We start from the raw sequence: 15,997 nt of genomic DNA on the forward strand, positions 1-15,997 counted from the left end.
TCACCCACTGCAGACCCGACGTGATGCGCAGAGCGCCCGACCGATCGAGAGGTCTAGACCCGATGCCTCGGGCCGGCGGGCGAGATGCCGTCGCTAGTAGGTACCAGCATGGGCCGGCGGCCCCGTCGTGTCCCCCACCCGCAACTCCGAGACGAACGACGCCGGCTGCGGCTCCGCCCCCTCGAGCATCGCCAGCGCAGCACGAGCGGCAGCCTGGCCCTTCTGCACGAACGGCTGCACGAGTGTGGTCAGGTGCCGGATCGGGGTCCGGTGCAGCAGGCTGTCGTCCACCGTGATGCCGTCGAACCCGACGACGCTGACTTCCTCGGGCACCCGCAGCCCGGCGTCGAGGGCAGCCGAGATCACCCCGACGGCGATCAGGTCACTCTGCGCGATGACCGCGGTCGGCCGTGGCCCGTCCGCCGCGAACAGCTCCACGCCGGCCAGGCGTCCTTCTTCCACCGAGCTCCCCGCCGTCTCGACCGCCACGACGGCGGGGTAGACCTCGCGCACGCCCCGGAGCCGTTCGAGCGTCGTGAACGCGATGCCCGAGGCGAACCGGTCGTCGTCGATCGGCCCCCGCCGACGAGCAGCGTCGAGCGGCAGCGTCACCACCGTGACCGCAGTGTGCCCGAGGTCCTGCAGGTACGCAGCAGCACGGCGCGAGGCATCCCGGTTGTCGAGCTGAACAGGGACGGCACCCTCGATCTCGTCCGCCTCGATCGCGACGACGGGGATCTGCCGGCGCCGCAGCACCGCCACGGCCGGGTCGATCCGGACGTTGCACCCGACGAGCACGACGGCGTCCATCGGGGCATCGACGAGGGGGCCGGCTCCCTGTTCGTCATCGAGCGGACTCCGGACGAGCAAGAGCGAAGCGCCCGCAGCCCCGGCGACCTCGGCGATGCCGTCGAGCGTCAGGACGTTGACGGGGTCACGGAAGGCATCGCTCAGACGCTCGTCCATGACGACACCGATGACGCCCGAACGCCCTCGGCGGAGCGAACGCGCACGGGGGTCGGGGCCGCCGTAGCCGAGTTCTGCGGCGGCGGCGAGGACTCGGGCCTTGGCGTCCTCGGACACCGGGCCGCTGCCGCTGAACGCGAGCGAGGCCGTCGACGGCGCGACACCGGCGGCACGGGCGACCGCGGCCAGCGTCGGGCGCGACGGACGGGTGCCGCCGCCGCGGGAAGGCGACGCGCCGAGTGCTGTTGCCGGTTCGTCCATCGCCGGTTAGCGTAGCGGGAACAAGCGGTCGAATCGATTCGATAACGACCGACACCGAACAAAACGCGCAGCGCGACCCGCACCACGACCACCAGCAACGAAGCACGATGGGACCACCATGACGACGCCGTCCACCCGCACCGTTCCGACCACCAGGGCCTGGATCATCGCGGTGTTCGTGGTGTTCACCCTGTCCGGGCTCGACATCGCGACGTGGCTCGGCCGGATCCCGAGCGTCCGCGACTCATTGGGCGCGAGCACGTTCGAGATGGGGCTGCTCGTGCTCGGCATGGCCGTCGGTTCGATCGGTGGCCTGACCTTCGCCGGCCACATCGTCGCCAAGCTCGGCGCGCGGCGCGGGATCCAGATCGCCGCCGCCTGCCTGGCGCTCGGCATGGTCTTCGCTGGCATCGCGGTCACGCTCGGCTGGGGCTTCGCCGCCATCTGGATCGCCCTGATCGCCTTCGGGTTCGGCAACGGCCTGTGCGACGTGTCGATGAACGTGTCCGGTGCCGCAGCCGAAAAGGCCGGCGGGCGCACGATCATGCCGCTGTTCCACGCAGCGTTCTCCCTCGGAACGCTGGCGGGCGCCGGGCTCGGAGCGCTGGCCGAGCGGCTCGAGATCCCGGTGTCCGTGCACTTCATCGTGCTGGTCGTCATCACGAGCGCCGTGATGCTCGTCGCCGTCACGAAGTTCCAGGACGAGCACCGCTTCGCCGAGCAGGTCTCCACCGACACCAGCCCGGTCGCGACGCCGCTCACCCGCATGCAGGTCTGGGCGCAGCCGTCCACGATCCTCATCGGTGTGATCGTGCTCGGTATGGCCCTGGCCGAGGGCTCCGCGAACGACTGGCTGCCGCTCGCGATGATCGACGGGCACGGCCTCGACAACGCCGCCGGTGCCGGCGTGCTCACGGTGTTCCTCGCCGCGATGACCGTCGGCCGGGTCGCCGGCAGCCCCCTCATCGACAAGTTCGGGCGCGTCCCGATCCTGCGGATCAGCGCCGCCGTCGCGGTGGTCGGACTCGGCATGCTCATCTTCATCGACAACGTGCCGCTCGCGATTGTGGGTGTGGTGCTCTGGGGCCTCGGTGCCAGCCTCGGTTTCCCGATGGGCATGTCGGCCGCCGCCGACGACCCCCGCACAGCCGCCGCCAAGGTCAGCGCCGTCGCGACCATCGGGTACGTGGCATTCCTGGCCGGTCCTCCGCTCATCGGGTTCCTCGGCGAGCACGTCGGACTGCTCGGTGCGCTCCTGGTCGTCTTCGTGTTCATCATCGCGGCGGGACTCGCGTCGGGTGCTGCCCGTGAGACCGGCGCCGCCGCCCGGCCGACCCGCGGGAGCGGCGACGGACACGGCGGGGGCGAGCCGCGCCTCCCGGCCGGCAGCGCCGACAACGCCGGCAGCGCCGACAACGCGACGAACGCTGCCAACACGACGAACGCTGCCGACGCAACCAGCACTGCTGACGCGACGAGCGCGCCGTCCGGGTCGGGACGCGACGCCCGTTAGGCTTCCCGGGTGCGTCTCGTCATCGCCCGCTGCTCCGTCGACTACGCCGGACGGCTCTCAGCCCACCTGCCGCTCGCGACCCGTCTGCTCATGCTCAAGGCGGACGGCTCACTGCTCGTGCACTCCGACGGTGGCAGCTACAAGCCGCTGAACTGGATGAGCCCGCCGTGCTCGATCGAGATGAGCGAGCCGGACGAGGAGCAGACCGTCGGTGGCATCACCGAGGTCTGGACGGTGACGCAGAAGAAGACCCAGGACCGCCTGATCGTGTCCATCCACGAGGTCATCGCGGACCAGACCCACGACCTCGGCGTCGACCCGGGCCTGGTGAAGGACGGGGTCGAGGCGCACCTGCAGCAGCTCCTCGCGGAGCAGATCGAACTGCTCGGCGACGGCCACACGCTGGTCCGCCGCGAGTACATGACCGCCATCGGGCCGGTCGACATCCTGGCGCGCGACGACGCCGGGGCAAGCGTCGCCGTCGAGATGAAGCGCAACGCCAACATCGACGCGGTCGAGCAGCTCACGCGGTACCTCGAGCTCATGAACCGCGACCCGCACCTGCGTCCGGTGCAGGGCGTGCTGGCGGCGCAGACCGTGGCGCCGCAGGCGCGCACCCTCGCCGAGGACCGCGGCATCCGCGTCCTCGTGCTCGACTACGACGCGATGCGCGGTATCGAGGGCGGGCACACCCGCCTGTTCTGAGTGCGGTGCGGCGCGTGCGTGTTGGTGCGTTGCCGCCGGAACCAGGTTCCGGACACGGAACCGCGGAATCGCGTGGTGCTGTGTCCGGAACCTGGTTCCGCCCGACGGCCCGACCGCCGCCGCCGCCCGACCGGGAGGCCCGGCGCACGTCCGCCCCGTCGCGCGCGGCACCAGGATGGTCCCGTCGACCACCGCCGGTAGGGTGGGCAGGACATGACCAGCCCGTTCTCCGCCATCCTGTTCGACCTCGACGGCACCATCAGCGACTCCGCGCCGGGCATCCTCGAGAGCCTGACGCACACCTTCCGCACCGTGGGCGTGCCGGTGCCCGACCACGACACCCTGATGTCGTTCGTCGGCCCGCCGATCATGGACACGTTCCGGGTCGCGATGCGCATGGACGAGGCGCAGGCGGAGCACACCCTCGCCGTGTACCGCGAGCACTACTTCTCGCACGGCGCCCTCGACTCGACGATGTTCCCCGGCATCGACGTCGTGCTCCGGACGCTGCACGACGCGGGGCTGCCGATCTCGACCGCGACGAGCAAGCCCGAGACGCCGGCGACGTACATCCTCGAGCACTACGGGCTCACCGGGGACATCGACATCATCACGGGCGCCAGCGACGACGAGGTCCGATCGAGCAAGGCCGACGTCGTCGAGGAAGCCCTGCGCCGCCTCGACGCCCGAGGGTTCGACATCAGCCGTCCGGTACTCATCGGCGACCGGGTGCACGACGTCGAGGGCGCCACGGTGCACGGTGTCCCGGTGGTCTTCGCCGAGTGGGGGTACGGCTCCCCCGCCGAGGCCGAGGGCACCATCGCCACGGCCGCCACCCCGCTGGACCTGCTCCCGATCCTGCTGCCGTGACGGGCAGGACCGACGCGACGGGCGGGACCGACGCGACGAGCGGGCGCGGCCGGACCGGCGCGACGCGGCAGGGGCTGCGTGCCGCCGCGTGGGTGCTGCCCGCCGCCATCGTCCTCATCGCACTGAACTTCCGCGGGCCGATCGTCGCGACGGCCCCGGTCATCGGCGACGTCCGGCTCGACCTCGGCCTGACGTCCACGATCGCCGGGCTGCTGACGACGATCCCCGTGCTCTGCTTCGCCCTGGCGACGCCGTTCGCCAGCTGGGTCATCGCGAAGGCCGACCCCGAGCGTGCGGTGTCCCTGTCGCTCGTCATCGTGCTCGCCGGCACCGTGGTGCGTTCGATGCCGTCGTCCGCCGCACTGCTCATCGGCACCGCGGTGATCGGCATCGGCATCACGATCGGCAACGTGGTGATCCCCGTCGTCATCCGGCGGGACACCTCGCCGGAGCGTGTCGGGCTGGTCACCGGCGTCTACACGTCGGCGCTCAACGTCGGGTCGATGATCACCTCACTCGCGACCGCTCCCCTGGCGGCGCTGTGGGGTTGGCCCGTCGCGATCGCCGTGTGGGCGGTCTTCGCGGTCATCGCCGGGTTCGCCTGGACGTACGCGGTGGGCGCCCGGGCCGCGTGGCGCCGCCCGGTGCGCTCCGACGACGACGAGCCCCTGCCGATCACCGGTCCGATCGACCAGGTGCTCGACACCGGGGCGATCCGGACGATCCGCGCCGACCGGGCCGCGGCGGCCGCTGCTGCTGCCACCGCCGCCGAGCCGGTCCGTCCTGCACGACGACTCATCACGTGGGGGCTCACGCTGGCCTTCGGTGGCCAGGCGTTCTCGTACTACGCCCTGACCGCCTGGATCCCGACCCTGCTGCACGACGAGATCGGGTTCTCGAAGGCGTCGTCCGGGGCGAGCTCGTCGGTGTTCCAGATCCTGGCCGTGGTCGGTGCGCTCGGGGTCCCGCTGCTCGCGGCGAAGTGGCGGCCGCGGGCGATCATCGCGCTCGTCGCGTTCCTGTGGCTGGCGATGCCCCTCGGGCTGCTCTTCGCCCCGCAGCTCTGGTTGCTGTGGTCGGTGCTCGGCGGCGCGGCCCAGGGCGGCGGCATCACCGTGATCTTCATCGTGATCGTGCGGATCGTGTCGAGCGACGCCGATGCCCGTCGGATGTCCGCGTTCGTGCAGGGCGGCGGGTACCTGATCGGCTCGGCCGGGCCGCTCGTCGCCGGGGCGCTGCACGGTGCGACCGGGGACTGGACGGCACCGCTGCTCGTCGTGCTCGTGTCGGTGCTGACGCTCGGGGTCGTCGGCACGCTCGCCGCGCGCCGCGTGTCCTGAGGGGCGCCGCGCGAGCTGCTCTGCGGGGGCGCTTCGTGAGCAGAAATGGTCGGGTCGCCGCACCTGACCCGACCATTTCTGCTCACGAAGTCCCGCCCGCGCCCCGCCCGCGCCCACTACCGCGCGGCGAGCACCTCGCGGAGCGACATCGGGCGCCGGCCCGTGATCCGCTCGACGTCGCCGGACACGTGCGCGAGAGCCCCCTCGGCGATCGCCGTGTAGGTGCTCACCCAGGCGTCGGCCTGCCACGGCTCGGGGTTCCACTGCGCACGAGACGCGTACGCCTCGTCCAACGTCTCCGGGTGGTACGTCACCGTCCGGCCACGCACCTCGGTCACCACCGCGGCGGCTTCGGCGAGCGTGATCGCCGCCGGCCCGGTCAGCTCGTACGTGCGGTCCACGTGCGCACCCGGGTCCTGCAGCACGGCCGTCGCGACCCGGGCGACGTCCGCGCGGGCGACCGCCGCCATGGCGCCGTCGCCTGCCGGTCCGCGGATGACGCCGTCCTCGCCGACCAGGTCCTCGACGAAGTCCAGGTAGAAGCTGTCCCGCAGGAACGTGTACGCCGTGTCGGTCGCGCGGATCGTCTGCTCGGTCGCCCAGTGGTCGCGCCCGAGGGTGAAGGTCGCGTCCTCGGCCGCGCCGAGGAACGACGTGTAGACGACGTGCCGCACACCGGCTTCGGCAGCTGCTGCGACGAAGGTGCGGTGCTGGTCGAGCCGGTCCTCGGCCTCGGCCGCCGACACCATCAGGAGCACGTCGACCCCCTCGAGCGCCACCCGGCTGGCGTCGGCGTCGGCGAACGTCGCGACCGCGACCTCGGCGCCGGGCAGCTCCGGCGCGCGCGCTGCGTCGCGCACGATCATCCGGAACGGCACGCCGTCCGCGGCGAGCGCGCGTGCGACGGCGCCCCCGATGTTGCCGGTCGCTCCGGTGATGGCGATGGTCATGGTCGCTCCTTCGATCGGTGTCGCGTCGTTCTGATGGTCACGTCCGCACCGTCCTGGAGGCACGGATCACCGTGGGCGCGACCCTCGCCGCGTTGACGCCGTCGACCTCCACCGCCCAGGCGCGCGCGGCGTCGTGGTCGCGTCCGTGACGCATGTGCCGACCGACCAGGCGGTCGACCCGCACCCCGTCGTCGACGGCGCAGAACCAGGTCTCGGTGAACAGGTCGCCGAGCGCTGCCCACGGTTCGGCATCGTCGAGCAGGTAGTTCCCCTCGGAGACCACGAGCCGGGCGGTCGGCGGGACGGCGATGCTGCCGGCGACGGGCTCGTCGATGCGGCGGTCGAAGTCCGGCGCCCACACGGTGGTGTCGGCAGCGACGAGTCGTCGGACCACGGCGACGTAGCCGTCGGCGTCGAACGTGTCGACGGCGCCCTTGCGGTCGTGCCGGCCGAGGGCGTCGAGCGCGGCGTTCGACAGGTGGAAGCCGTCCATCGGCACCTGCACCGCCGTGCCGGCCCCGAGTCGCTCGTCGACGGCGGCGACCACGCGGCGGGCCAGGGTCGACTTGCCGGCACCGGGAGCCCCCGCGATGCCGAGCACTGCCCGGGGCCCCGCCGAGGCCAGCTCGACCGCACGCTCGACGGCGTCGTCGACGCTGCTGTCCGGGTGGCTCACGGCCCCATCCTGGCAGAGCGCGCCGACACCGGACCGGGGTGGTTCACTGGCGGCATGGTCGATGCGACGAAGGCGTTCAGCGGGTTCTCGGTACGTGACGTCCCGGAGGCGAAGGAGTTCTACCAGGACGTCCTGGGGGTCGAGGTCACCGAGGACCACGGCATGCTCTTCCTGCAGCTCGGCGACGGCCACGGTGTCCTCGTGTACCCGAAGGGCCCTGCGCACGAACCGGCTGCCTTCACGGTGCTGAACTTCCCCGTGCCGGACGTCGACGCCGCGGTGGACGAGCTCACCGCGAAGGGCATCACGTTCCTGCAGTACGAGGGGATGACCGACGAGAAGGGCGTGAACCGCAAGGGCGGGCCGCTCATCGCCTGGTTCACCGACCCGTCGGGCAACGTCCTGAGCGTCGTCGCCGAGTGAACATGTTGTGTTCAGAAAGCTCGCGCCGGCTCCACTGACCGCCCTACCGTCTTCCCACAACGACGAGAGGACGGCCATGACCGCTGTGGTGGGACGACATTGGACCCGCGAGGAACTCCTCATCGAACGCGCGCGGGTCCGGGCGCAGTGGGACCTCGATGAACGAGAGTTCGAGCCGACCGAGCAGTGGCGCGATCTCTTCATCGACGAGTTTCTGGCGCAGGACTGGCTCGACAGCATCTCCTTCCTGCTGGGCGAGCGATGACCGGCAGTGCGGAGTCAGCGGCGCAACAGCAGATGGAACTCGCGCAGGCTCTCCTGGACGCTTGCCTGCCCGGACACGGGGCGCGAGTCGACTACGACCTCGACGTGCCGAGCGGGACGATCGTCATCCAGCCTGCTCCAGAGGTAGGAAGCACCCCGCGAGTCAGTCTGACGGTCGGAGGCGTCCACACCGCCGACGTCACGCTGTCGATGCGGTTTCGCTGGTTCGACCACCTCGACGCGCTCGAGGTGAACGAGAGCCGGTTCACCCTGTTCCTCGCAGACGACCGGCAACCGCTGGTCCGTTTCGAGTTCCAAGAAGCGTTGACCGCCACCCCGCAGTCGCACTGGCACCTGCACGCCGAGCGCGGCTCGTTCAGTGCATTGCTGGCCAGGGCGGGCGACAACGGATCAGGGCGTCGCGACGCCGCTCGGCTGTCCTCGTTGCACTTCCCGCTCGGCGGCCCGCACTTCCGACCGAGTCTCGCCGACGTGGTCGAGTTCGTCATCGTCGAGTGCGGCGTCGATTCGCTCCCGACCTGGCGGTCAGCGGTGCACGAATTCCGGAAGCATTGGCGCCGAGGTGAAGCGGCGGCGACAGCTCGTCAGTTCCCCGCCGAGACCGCCCAGGCACTCCGCGCACTCGGGTGGTCCGTCCAGCCGCCGGCACCCGCTGAGATCCCGACACAGTTCGCGACGCTGGCCGCCGGATGAGGGGTCAGCGGGTGAGCGCACCCGCCCACGCCAGTGCGACGGGTACGAGCAGCCCGTGCCGGTGGTGCGGGAGCTCGGCGATGGGCAGCCAGCGCGACTCGTCGGTCGACCCGTCGATCTCGTCGCGCAGTGTGCCGCCGACGACCGTCGCGCGGAACACGACCTGCACGGCCTTCATCGGGCGACCGTTGGCGTGGATCCGGCGCTCCGCGGGGACGACGTGGTGCCGGACGCCGAGCAGGGCGCCGACCTCGGACTCGTACCCGGTCTCCTCGCGGACCTCCCGCACGACGGCCTGCTCGACGGTCTCGTCGAACTCGACGCCACCGCCCGGCAACGTCCACGTGCCGGCTTCAGGGAAGCGCAGCTTCGCCAGGAGCACCCGGTCACCGTCCGTGATCACGCCGTACGCGGCGAGCCGGGTGTCGTAGTCGGTGTACTCCATGGGCCGACCATGCCAGGTGGGCGAGCCGACGCACGCAAGCCGCGCCGTGCCTCCCGTCCGTGCTCCCGCTCGGAGTCCTCAGGCGTCGACGCGCGCTGCTGCCCAGCCGACCCGCATCCGGGCGACGGCGCGGTCGAAGCCGCTCAGCGGCTCGGCGTCGTCGCGGACCATCGCCTGCAGCTGCAGCCCCTCGAACAGTGCCATGAGCTGCTCGGCGGCGTGCCGGGGCGAGGCGCCCCGTGGCTCGCGGGCAGCGACGACGTCACGGACCAGGGCGAGGGTGAGGTCCTCGAACGCCCGGGTGTACTGGGTGCGGAACCACCCGGCTGCCGGGTGGCCAGGGTTCGACGCGGCGCTGAGCACAGCGATCCGGAGCCGGACGAGGGCCGGGTCCGTGATGCCGGCCTCGAGTCGGGCGCGCAGGTACGCGACGGCACCGTCCCGTTCGGCGACGGGCCACAGCGCGAGTCGGCTGCCGTTGTTCCACCGGTCGATGACCGCGACGACGAGGAGTTCCCACATCGGGAACGCTCGGCCGACCTCGGCGACCGGCACCTCTGCGTGCTCGGCGACCTCGTCCGGTCCGACCCGGTGGAAGTCCGTCGCGCGGTACGCCGCGATCGCACCGGACACGATGCGTGCACGGAGATCGGCGTCGGGCGTGGGCATGCTGACGATTGTCCGGTCCCGGGAGCGACCACGCGACCGCCAGTTCAGGGGGCGCGAAGACGGTCAGTACTGGTCGAACGTCAGCGTCTCGTCGTCCGGGGCGGTGACGGCGCCGGTCCGGGCGAACTCGGCCCAGATCGCACGGAAGGCCCGGCCGCGCCGCTCGACCTCGGGCCAGTCGCGCTCGGGGACGAATCGGGTGCCGGCCCAGGCCTCGCGGCCGCCGAGCAACAGCGGCAGGTCGCTCATGTGGACGGCGCCGGTCGGCGCGGTCGTCACGCCACGGAGGAGCCGGTAGGACGTCGCCCGCCCGCCGGCTCGGCGGTGCCGCGCGGTGAAGCGTCGGACGTCGCGGCCGTAGATGACGTCGGAGAGCGGACGGACCACCCACCAGCGGAGCGCCGGGCGCAGGATCCGTGACCGAGCGACCCGCGACAGACCGCGGACCAACGGCACGTACATGCCGGTCTCGTCCGTCGCGGAACCGATCAGGACGTCGACGTCGGGAGCGACTCGGCTCCAGGCGTCGTCGAGGTCGCGTTCGGCGGGCAACGGGGCGAACCCGTACTGGGTGCCGAACGGCATCCCGCCCGCGAGTCCGTACGGCGCAGCAGCCCGGGTGCCGAGGGCCTGTCGTTCGAGCAGGTCGTCGAGCGGGGTGTCGGCGTGCACGGCACCGACCGCCCGGATCATCGCGCGGTTCATGCGGGAACGACCGCGCGACAGCCCGAGCGGTGCGCTCTGGATGATCGCCCGGCGGAACAGCCCGGCCGCGCCGTCGCTGATCATCAGGTGGGCTGCTGCGTCGCCGCCGGCCGACTGCCCGAACACCGTGACGAGGTCGGGGTCGCCACCGAACGCGGCGATGTTCGCCTGCACCCAGCGGAGCGACTCGAGCAGGTCGAGCAGCCCGAGGTTCGCCGGGATCGACGCCCCGTCGCCCAGGAACCCGAGGACCCCGAGCCGGAAGGTCACCGACACCACGATCACGCGCTGCTCGGTCACGAGGTCGCGGGCGTCGTAGATCGGCAGGTCGCCGCCGCCGATGACGTACGAGCCGCCGTGGATCCAGACCATCACGGGCAGGCGCTCGTCGGGCGTCACGTCGGCGGGCAGCGTGATCGACAGGCGCTGGCAGTGCTCGTCGACGGTGATGTCCTCGACCTCGCCGAGCAGCTGGTCGACGAACTGCGCGTGCGGCTGCGGCGCCACGGGGGACGGCGTCGACGCGTGCAGTTCGCTCGCGAAGGGCGGCATCGGCTCCGGCGGCGCGAACCGGTCGGCCCGCGCGTAGGGGATCCCGAGCGCGCGGACGACGTCGCCGTCCACCGTCCCGACGATCCGGCCGGCCGGGGTGTCGAACGGGGCAGGCGTCGCGTCGAGCATGGGCTCCACGCTACCGAGGGTCGCTGACCCGCTCGTGGGTCGGTTCGGCGACCGGACGCAGCGACCCGGATGCGGCGAAGGCGGCCACGAAGAGCACGGCGATCAACCAGAGCGCGCTGAGCGCGCCGACCTGCTCGGCGATCGCGCCGATGACGGGCGGGCCGGCGAAGTTCGCGAAGTACCCGATCGACGCGACGACGCTGACCCGGGCAGCCGGGTTCGGGCCGCTCTGCGCCGCTGCCGACATGCCGAGCGGGAACCCCATCGAGACGCCGACCGCCCAGAGGACCACGCCGATGAGCGTGAGCCACCAGGTCGTGCCGACGATGAACAGGACGGCGCCGAGGATGCCGAGCGCGGTCGTCCAGCGGACCGTCCGGACCCGTCCGAGCCGATCGACGACGGGGCCGGCGAAGACGCGCGTCGCGGCCTCGGAGACCGCGAACACGGTGAAGAAGAGTGCGCCGACCGTCGCCGTCTGGCCGTGTCCGTCGGTGGCCGCCAGGGCGAGCCAGTTGTTCGCCGACCCCTCGCCGAGTTCGACGCCGAGCATCACGACGCCGATCAGCAGCAGTCGGACGTCCGCCCAGCCGCGCGCCCACTGCCGCAGGCGCTGCCGCGGGGTGAGCGTCGTGTCGTGTTCCTCGGCGCGCGTGCCGTCCGGGATCGCACGCATGGCGATCACGCCGACCACCAGGATGACGACGGCCTCACCGATCAACTGGGCCGAGGGGGTGATGCCCAGCCACGCGCAGAGGGCGGCGATCCCGGCGCCGAGGGCCGCGCCTCCCGACCAGGCGGCGTGCATCAACGGGAGCAGCGTGCGACCGGCGAGCGCCTCGATCGCCGTGCCCTCGACGTTCGCCATCACGTCGAGCGCGCCGATCCCGGCACCGGCGACGACGAACCCGACGCTCGCGAGCGGCACGGAGTGCAGCGCAGCGGCGACGCCGATGAGCGCCAGTGCGGCGGGGACCAGGACGGCGACCGCCGTCAGGGCACGTCGGCCGCCCAGGCGCCGGAGCAGCGGGGCGGCGCTGAGCAGGCCGCCGATCGAGCCGATCGTGACACCGCCGAGCATGAGACCGATGGTGCCGATGTCGACACCGAGCTCGACGCGGAGCTCCGGGAGCCTGGGACCCCAGCCGGCCAGGCTGATCCCACCGATGGCGAACGCGACGATGATCGCGTTCCGCCACCCGGCGAGCTGGCTGCGGTCCACGTCGACCCCGGAGGTGTGCATCCGGCTATCGAACCCGCTTGATGGGGATCACCACAAGGGCACCGATGATGGCGATCGCGCCGGCGGCCCAGCACATGAGCGTGTAGTTGTCGGCGGCGTCGCCCGACCCGATCTTGAGGAAGAACAGTGCGACGGCCGGAGCGAGCGACTGCGGCAGCGCGTTGGCGATGTTGATGACCCCGAGGTCCTTGCCGGGGCGGTCGGCGTTCGGCAGCACGTCGACGACGAGCGCCGTGTCGATGGCCGAGTAGATGCCGTACGCGAAGCCCATGATGACCTCGGCCACGTAGAAGCCGTTCACGGTGTCGGCGTGCGCGAGCACGACCAGGCCGACGGCGAACATCGCCGTCGAGCCACCGACGAAGACCTTCCGACGGCCGATCTTGTCGGACGCCCAGCCGGACAGCGCCGCGCTGACCAGGAGCGCGATCGTGTAGAGCAGCACACCGAAGGCGACGGCCGCAGTGGCCTCCTTCGCGTCCTCGATGCCGAGGTGCTTCTCCATGTAGAGCAGGCGGTAGGTCGTGAACATGAAGGTGGCGAAGATGATCAGGAAGCGCGACCACCAGGCGAACGCGAAGTCCGGGTTCTTGATCGGGTTCGTCCAGAACGAGGCGATGAGGTTCAGGAACGTGAACTTCTTCAGCTTGTACGTCGGCAGGTCGTCGCGGGCGACCACGGCGTACACCGCGACGAGGATGATCGCCAGGATGCCGGGTGCGATGAACAGCACGGGCAGGTTCGCGACGAAGAACACCGACAGGTAGGTGCCGGCGAGTACGGCGATGTTCTGCGCGAGGGCGATGATGCTCGACGAGCGGCCGCGCTGCAGCTGGGGCACGTTGTCGGCGAAGCTCGCGAGCAGGGTGGCCAGCGTCGCGTTGGCGGCGAGCTGGGCGAGGAGCCAGGCCAGCGTCAGGTTCAGGACGTCGGGCGAGTAGGCGATCCAAGCGAGGGCGATCGCGAAGACGACGACACCGCTCAGCAGCCAGGGCCGACGACGACCCCAACGGGTGCGGGTGCGGTCGGACAGCGCGCCGGCGAGGGGGTTCATGATGAGCGCACCGAACGCGCCGATCGGCAGCACCGAGCCGATGACGTTCGCCGCGTCGTCGCCGACCAGGGCCTGCGCCTTGAGCTGCATGCTGACGTAGACCGGTGCCATGAGTGCGACGAAGAGGCCGAACTGCCCGAGGAACAGGGCGATCTGGTAGCCGATGCCCACCTTCACGGTGCTGATCGGCTGGGTGATGCCCTCTTCGGGGTGCAACAGTGCCGGGCTGCCGGGTTCGGGTGTGCTCATGACGCCTCCTCGAGTCGATGCTGGTGGCCAAAACCGTCCTGTGCACGGTTTTGACTGGCTGAGCATACATCGACAGGTGTCGTTCATGTAATGACGTGCGACACGGGAGGACGCAAAAACTACACACCGGGTGGTTTTTGGGGTAGCGTCGTCATCGATCTCGCCGTGGAGCATCGCTCCTCGACGGACTGCGACACCCAGTGCTTCGACACCTGGGAGTCGCGACCCCCAGACAGGACCGAAGGAGCCTCTGCAATGCCCACCACTTCTGTGCAGCTGTACTCGCTGCGAGACGCCATCGCCGAAGACCTCGACAAGGCCATCGCCCGTGTCGCCGAGATCGGGTACGAGAACGTCGAGCCCTACGCGTTCGTCGAGCGCGCCACGGACCTCGAGCGTGCCTTCGCCGCGACCGGCCTCAAGGCGCCGTCCGGCCACGTCGCCGTGATCGACGCCGAGGACACCGCGCCGATCTGGGACGCCGCCGAGCGCCTCGGCATCCAGACGGTCATCGACCCGTTCATCCCGACCGACCGCTGGCAGACCGCCGACGACGTCGCGAAGATCGCGGAGCGCGTCAACGTCCTGACCGCCGAGGCAGCCTCGCGCGGCCTGAAGTTCGGCTACCACAACCACCAGTGGGAGTTCACGAACAAGGTCGACGGCCGCACGGTCTACGACCACTTCGTCGAGCAGATCAGCCCGGAGACGGTGCTCGAGCTCGACACCTTCTGGGCGACCGTCGGTGGCGCCGACGCTCCCGCCGTCCTGAAGGCACTCGGCGACCGCGTCGTCGCCATCCACGTCAAGGACGGCAAGGTCGACGGTGACATCCTCACCGCGCTGCCCTCGTCGGAGAGCGCGCTCGTCGTGCCCGAGGCGCTGCAGCGTGCGTTCGAGAACCAGACCCCCGCGGGCCAGGGCGACGTGAACGTGGCGGGCATCCTCGCCGCGGCGCCGCAGGCCATCCGCGTCGTCGAGTTCGACGCCTACTCGGGCGACGTCTTCCAGGGCATCACCGAGTCCCTCGCATGGCTGAAGGACAACGACAAGTGAGCCGCATCGGAGTCGGCATCATCGGTGCGGGGAACATCTCGGACCAGTACCTGACGAACCTGACCCAGTTCGCCGACGTCGAGGTCCTGATGGTCGCCGACCTCATCCTCGAGCGCGCCGCGTCCCAGGCCGAGAAGTACGGCGTGCCCGCGTCCGGCACGGTCGAGGAGCTCCTCGCCCGCGACGACATCCAGATCGTGGTGAACATCACGATCCCCGCCGAGCACGCCAAGGTCGGGCAGCAGATCATCGCTGCCGGCAAGCACACCTGGAGCGAGAAGCCGGTCGCGACGAACGCCTCGGACGCGCAGGAGCTGCTCGCAGCCGCTGCCGCCGCCGGTGTCCGCTACGCCTGCGCCCCCGACACCGTCCTCGGTGCCGGCATCCAGACCGCCATCCGCGCCATCGCCCGTGGCGACATCGGCACGCCGCTCACCGCGACGACGATGTTCCACGTGCCCGGACCGGACCAGTGGCACCCGGACCCCGAGTTCCTGTACGCCCAGGGCGCCGGTCCGCTGTTCGACATCGGCCCGTACTACGTCACGACGCTCCTGCACGCCTTCGGCGCCGCCTCGCGCGTGCAGGCCGTGTCGTCGAAGTCCCGCGAGACGCGCGTGATCGGTTCCGGCCCCCGCGCCGGCACCGAGTTCGCCGTCGAGGTGCCCACGCACCACGCAGCGCTCATCTCGTTCGAGGGCGGCCAGTCGGCCCAGACGACCCTGTCGTTCCAGCACGCGCTGCCCCGCAACGGCTTCGTCGAGATCAACGGCTCCGAGGGCACCATCGTGCTGCCGGACCCGAACGTCTTCGACGGCGACAGCACGCTGTGGACGCTCGGCAAGGACGAGCCGACCACGCTGACGCACAAGGGCTCCACCTGGGGCCGTGGCACGGGTGTCGTCGAGCTGGCCCGCGCGATCGCCGAGGGCCGCCCGGAGCGCGCCTCCGGTGCCGTCGCGTCGCACGCACTGGATGTCATGCTCGGCATCCGCGACGCCGCCGAGTCGGGTCAGTCCGTCGAGATCACCTCGTCGATCGACCCGATCCAGCCGCTTCCCGAGGACTTCGACCCCGCCGCCGCGGTCCTCGCCGAGGCCGCGAACGCGTAGTCACGTCGTGCGTCGCGCACCGCGCCGCACCTGGTGAGCAGAAATGGTCGGGTCCCGAACGGGGACCCGACCATTTCTGCTCACGAAACGCACGCCGCGAA

17 protein-coding genes are annotated in these 15,997 nt (G+C 71.2%); 9 read left to right on the plus strand and 8 right to left on the minus strand.

All coding sequences use genetic code 11. The features are described from left to right. Positions 1–93 precede the first annotated feature (93 nt). Entirely contained in the window at positions 94–1,227 is a 1,134-nt protein-coding gene (locus tag EDF31_RS01890; RefSeq protein WP_207896093.1) for a LacI family DNA-binding transcriptional regulator, read from the minus strand. Between the two features lie 118 nt (positions 1,228–1,345). Between EDF31_RS01890 and EDF31_RS01895 the strand changes: the two genes are divergently transcribed. The 4 genes from EDF31_RS01895 to EDF31_RS01910 all read left to right on the plus strand — a co-directional run bounded on the left by EDF31_RS01895 (position 1,346) and on the right by EDF31_RS01910 (position 5,655). Continuing rightward, positions 1,346–2,740 (plus strand): MFS transporter, encoded by a 1,395-nt coding sequence (locus EDF31_RS01895; RefSeq protein ID WP_243649806.1) that lies wholly within the window; start codon positions 1,346–1,348, stop codon positions 2,738–2,740. Positions 2,741–2,749: 9 nt separating this feature from the next. Beyond that, the gene (gene nucS / locus EDF31_RS01900) at positions 2,750–3,445 is read left to right on the plus strand and encodes an endonuclease NucS (protein ID WP_111083752.1); all 696 of its coding nucleotides are present in this window, start codon (positions 2,750–2,752) and stop codon (positions 3,443–3,445) included. 213 nt (positions 3,446–3,658) lie between these two features. After that, positions 3,659–4,315: an HAD hydrolase-like protein gene (locus EDF31_RS01905; RefSeq protein WP_131844984.1), complete on the plus strand. Its 657-nt coding sequence runs from the start codon at positions 3,659–3,661 to the stop codon at positions 4,313–4,315. Next, complete coding sequence (locus EDF31_RS01910) at positions 4,312–5,655, plus strand: MFS transporter (RefSeq protein ID WP_347812689.1); 1,344 nt, start codon at positions 4,312–4,314, stop codon at positions 5,653–5,655. The genes EDF31_RS01905 and EDF31_RS01910 overlap by 4 nt, the downstream gene beginning before the upstream one ends. A gap of 116 nt (positions 5,656–5,771) precedes the next feature. Here the strand turns inward: EDF31_RS01910 and EDF31_RS01915 are convergent, their stop codons facing one another. Beyond that, positions 5,772–6,605 carry an SDR family oxidoreductase gene (locus EDF31_RS01915; RefSeq protein ID WP_131844985.1) on the minus strand — a complete coding sequence of 278 codons (834 nt, stop codon included), beginning with the start codon at positions 6,603–6,605 and terminating at the stop codon, positions 5,772–5,774. 37 nt (positions 6,606–6,642) lie between these two features. Further along, a complete protein-coding gene (locus EDF31_RS01920; protein WP_131844986.1) occupies positions 6,643–7,281 on the minus strand; it encodes a nucleoside/nucleotide kinase family protein in 639 nt (212 codons plus the stop codon). Between the two features lie 54 nt (positions 7,282–7,335). On the opposite strand from EDF31_RS01920, the gene EDF31_RS01925 reads away from it, so the two are divergent. The 3 genes from EDF31_RS01925 (at position 7,336) to EDF31_RS01935 (ending at position 8,682) form a co-directional block, all read left to right on the plus strand. Continuing rightward, complete coding sequence (locus EDF31_RS01925; protein ID WP_123294622.1) at positions 7,336–7,704, plus strand: VOC family protein; 369 nt, start codon at positions 7,336–7,338, stop codon at positions 7,702–7,704. A 76-nt stretch (positions 7,705–7,780) separates the two neighbouring features. Continuing rightward, positions 7,781–7,969: a hypothetical protein gene (locus tag EDF31_RS01930; RefSeq protein WP_123294470.1), complete on the plus strand. Its 189-nt coding sequence runs from the start codon at positions 7,781–7,783 to the stop codon at positions 7,967–7,969. Then, on the plus strand, positions 7,966–8,682 hold the full coding sequence (locus EDF31_RS01935) for a hypothetical protein (RefSeq protein WP_131844987.1): 717 nt from the start codon (positions 7,966–7,968) through the stop codon (positions 8,680–8,682). The genes EDF31_RS01930 and EDF31_RS01935 overlap by 4 nt, the downstream gene beginning before the upstream one ends. A gap of 4 nt (positions 8,683–8,686) precedes the next feature. On the opposite strand, the gene EDF31_RS01940 is transcribed toward EDF31_RS01935, so the two are convergent. The 5 genes from EDF31_RS01940 to EDF31_RS01960 all read right to left on the minus strand — a co-directional run bounded on the left by EDF31_RS01940 (position 8,687) and on the right by EDF31_RS01960 (position 13,728). Continuing rightward, positions 8,687–9,127 carry an NUDIX domain-containing protein gene (locus EDF31_RS01940; protein ID WP_123294468.1) on the minus strand — a complete coding sequence of 147 codons (441 nt, stop codon included), beginning with the start codon at positions 9,125–9,127 and terminating at the stop codon, positions 8,687–8,689. Positions 9,128–9,205: 78 nt separating this feature from the next. Then, positions 9,206–9,796 (minus strand): TetR family transcriptional regulator C-terminal domain-containing protein, encoded by a 591-nt coding sequence (locus tag EDF31_RS01945; protein ID WP_131844988.1) that lies wholly within the window; start codon positions 9,794–9,796, stop codon positions 9,206–9,208. Between the two features lie 63 nt (positions 9,797–9,859). After that, the gene (locus tag EDF31_RS01950) at positions 9,860–11,182 is read right to left on the minus strand and encodes a carboxylesterase family protein (RefSeq protein WP_131844989.1); all 1,323 of its coding nucleotides are present in this window, start codon (positions 11,180–11,182) and stop codon (positions 9,860–9,862) included. 10 nt (positions 11,183–11,192) lie between these two features. Further along, complete coding sequence (locus EDF31_RS01955) at positions 11,193–12,425, minus strand: MFS transporter (protein WP_131844990.1); 1,233 nt, start codon at positions 12,423–12,425, stop codon at positions 11,193–11,195. Positions 12,426–12,429: 4 nt separating this feature from the next. Then, positions 12,430–13,728, minus strand: coding sequence for an MFS transporter (locus tag EDF31_RS01960; protein ID WP_123294465.1), 1,299 nt, complete (start codon positions 13,726–13,728; stop codon positions 12,430–12,432). A 255-nt stretch (positions 13,729–13,983) separates the two neighbouring features. Here EDF31_RS01960 and EDF31_RS01965 point away from each other — a divergent pair, with 255 nt between their 5' ends. Together EDF31_RS01965 and EDF31_RS01970 are read left to right on the plus strand one after the other, a co-directional pair. Next, a complete protein-coding gene (locus tag EDF31_RS01965; protein ID WP_207896091.1) occupies positions 13,984–14,784 on the plus strand; it encodes a sugar phosphate isomerase/epimerase in 801 nt (266 codons plus the stop codon). Then, the gene (locus EDF31_RS01970) at positions 14,760–15,896 is read left to right on the plus strand and encodes a Gfo/Idh/MocA family oxidoreductase (protein ID WP_123294463.1); all 1,137 of its coding nucleotides are present in this window, start codon (positions 14,760–14,762) and stop codon (positions 15,894–15,896) included. Before EDF31_RS01965 ends, EDF31_RS01970 begins: the two co-directional genes overlap by 25 nt. The last annotated feature ends 101 nt before the right edge of the window (positions 15,897–15,997 follow it).

The organism is Curtobacterium sp. PhB142, assembly GCF_004341255.1.
Classification (GTDB): Bacteria; Actinomycetota; Actinomycetes; order Actinomycetales; family Microbacteriaceae; genus Curtobacterium.

Excerpts from the sequence above, each read along its gene's own strand:
- EDF31_RS01890 (WP_207896093.1), bottom strand. The coding sequence starts at position 1,227 with ATGGACGAACCGGCAACAGCACTCGGCGCGTCGCCTTCCCGCGGCGGC.
- EDF31_RS01895 (WP_243649806.1), top strand. The coding sequence starts at position 1,346 with ATGACGACGCCGTCCACCCGCACCGTTCCGACCACCAGGGCCTGGATC.
- EDF31_RS01905 (WP_131844984.1), top strand. The coding sequence starts at position 3,659 with ATGACCAGCCCGTTCTCCGCCATCCTGTTCGACCTCGACGGCACCATC.
- EDF31_RS01915 (WP_131844985.1), bottom strand. The coding sequence starts at position 6,605 with ATGACCATCGCCATCACCGGAGCGACCGGCAACATCGGGGGCGCCGTC.
- EDF31_RS01925 (WP_123294622.1), top strand. The coding sequence starts at position 7,336 with ATGGTCGATGCGACGAAGGCGTTCAGCGGGTTCTCGGTACGTGACGTC.
- EDF31_RS01930 (WP_123294470.1), top strand. The coding sequence starts at position 7,781 with ATGACCGCTGTGGTGGGACGACATTGGACCCGCGAGGAACTCCTCATC.
- EDF31_RS01935 (WP_131844987.1), top strand. The coding sequence starts at position 7,966 with ATGACCGGCAGTGCGGAGTCAGCGGCGCAACAGCAGATGGAACTCGCG.
- EDF31_RS01940 (WP_123294468.1), bottom strand. The coding sequence starts at position 9,127 with ATGGAGTACACCGACTACGACACCCGGCTCGCCGCGTACGGCGTGATC.
- EDF31_RS01945 (WP_131844988.1), bottom strand. The coding sequence starts at position 9,796 with ATGCCCACGCCCGACGCCGATCTCCGTGCACGCATCGTGTCCGGTGCG.
- EDF31_RS01950 (WP_131844989.1), bottom strand. The coding sequence starts at position 11,182 with ATGCTCGACGCGACGCCTGCCCCGTTCGACACCCCGGCCGGCCGGATC.
- EDF31_RS01955 (WP_131844990.1), bottom strand. The coding sequence starts at position 12,425 with ATGCACACCTCCGGGGTCGACGTGGACCGCAGCCAGCTCGCCGGGTGG.
- EDF31_RS01960 (WP_123294465.1), bottom strand. The coding sequence starts at position 13,728 with ATGAGCACACCCGAACCCGGCAGCCCGGCACTGTTGCACCCCGAAGAG.
- EDF31_RS01965 (WP_207896091.1), top strand. The coding sequence starts at position 13,984 with ATGCCCACCACTTCTGTGCAGCTGTACTCGCTGCGAGACGCCATCGCC.
- EDF31_RS01970 (WP_123294463.1), top strand. The coding sequence starts at position 14,760 with ATGGCTGAAGGACAACGACAAGTGAGCCGCATCGGAGTCGGCATCATC.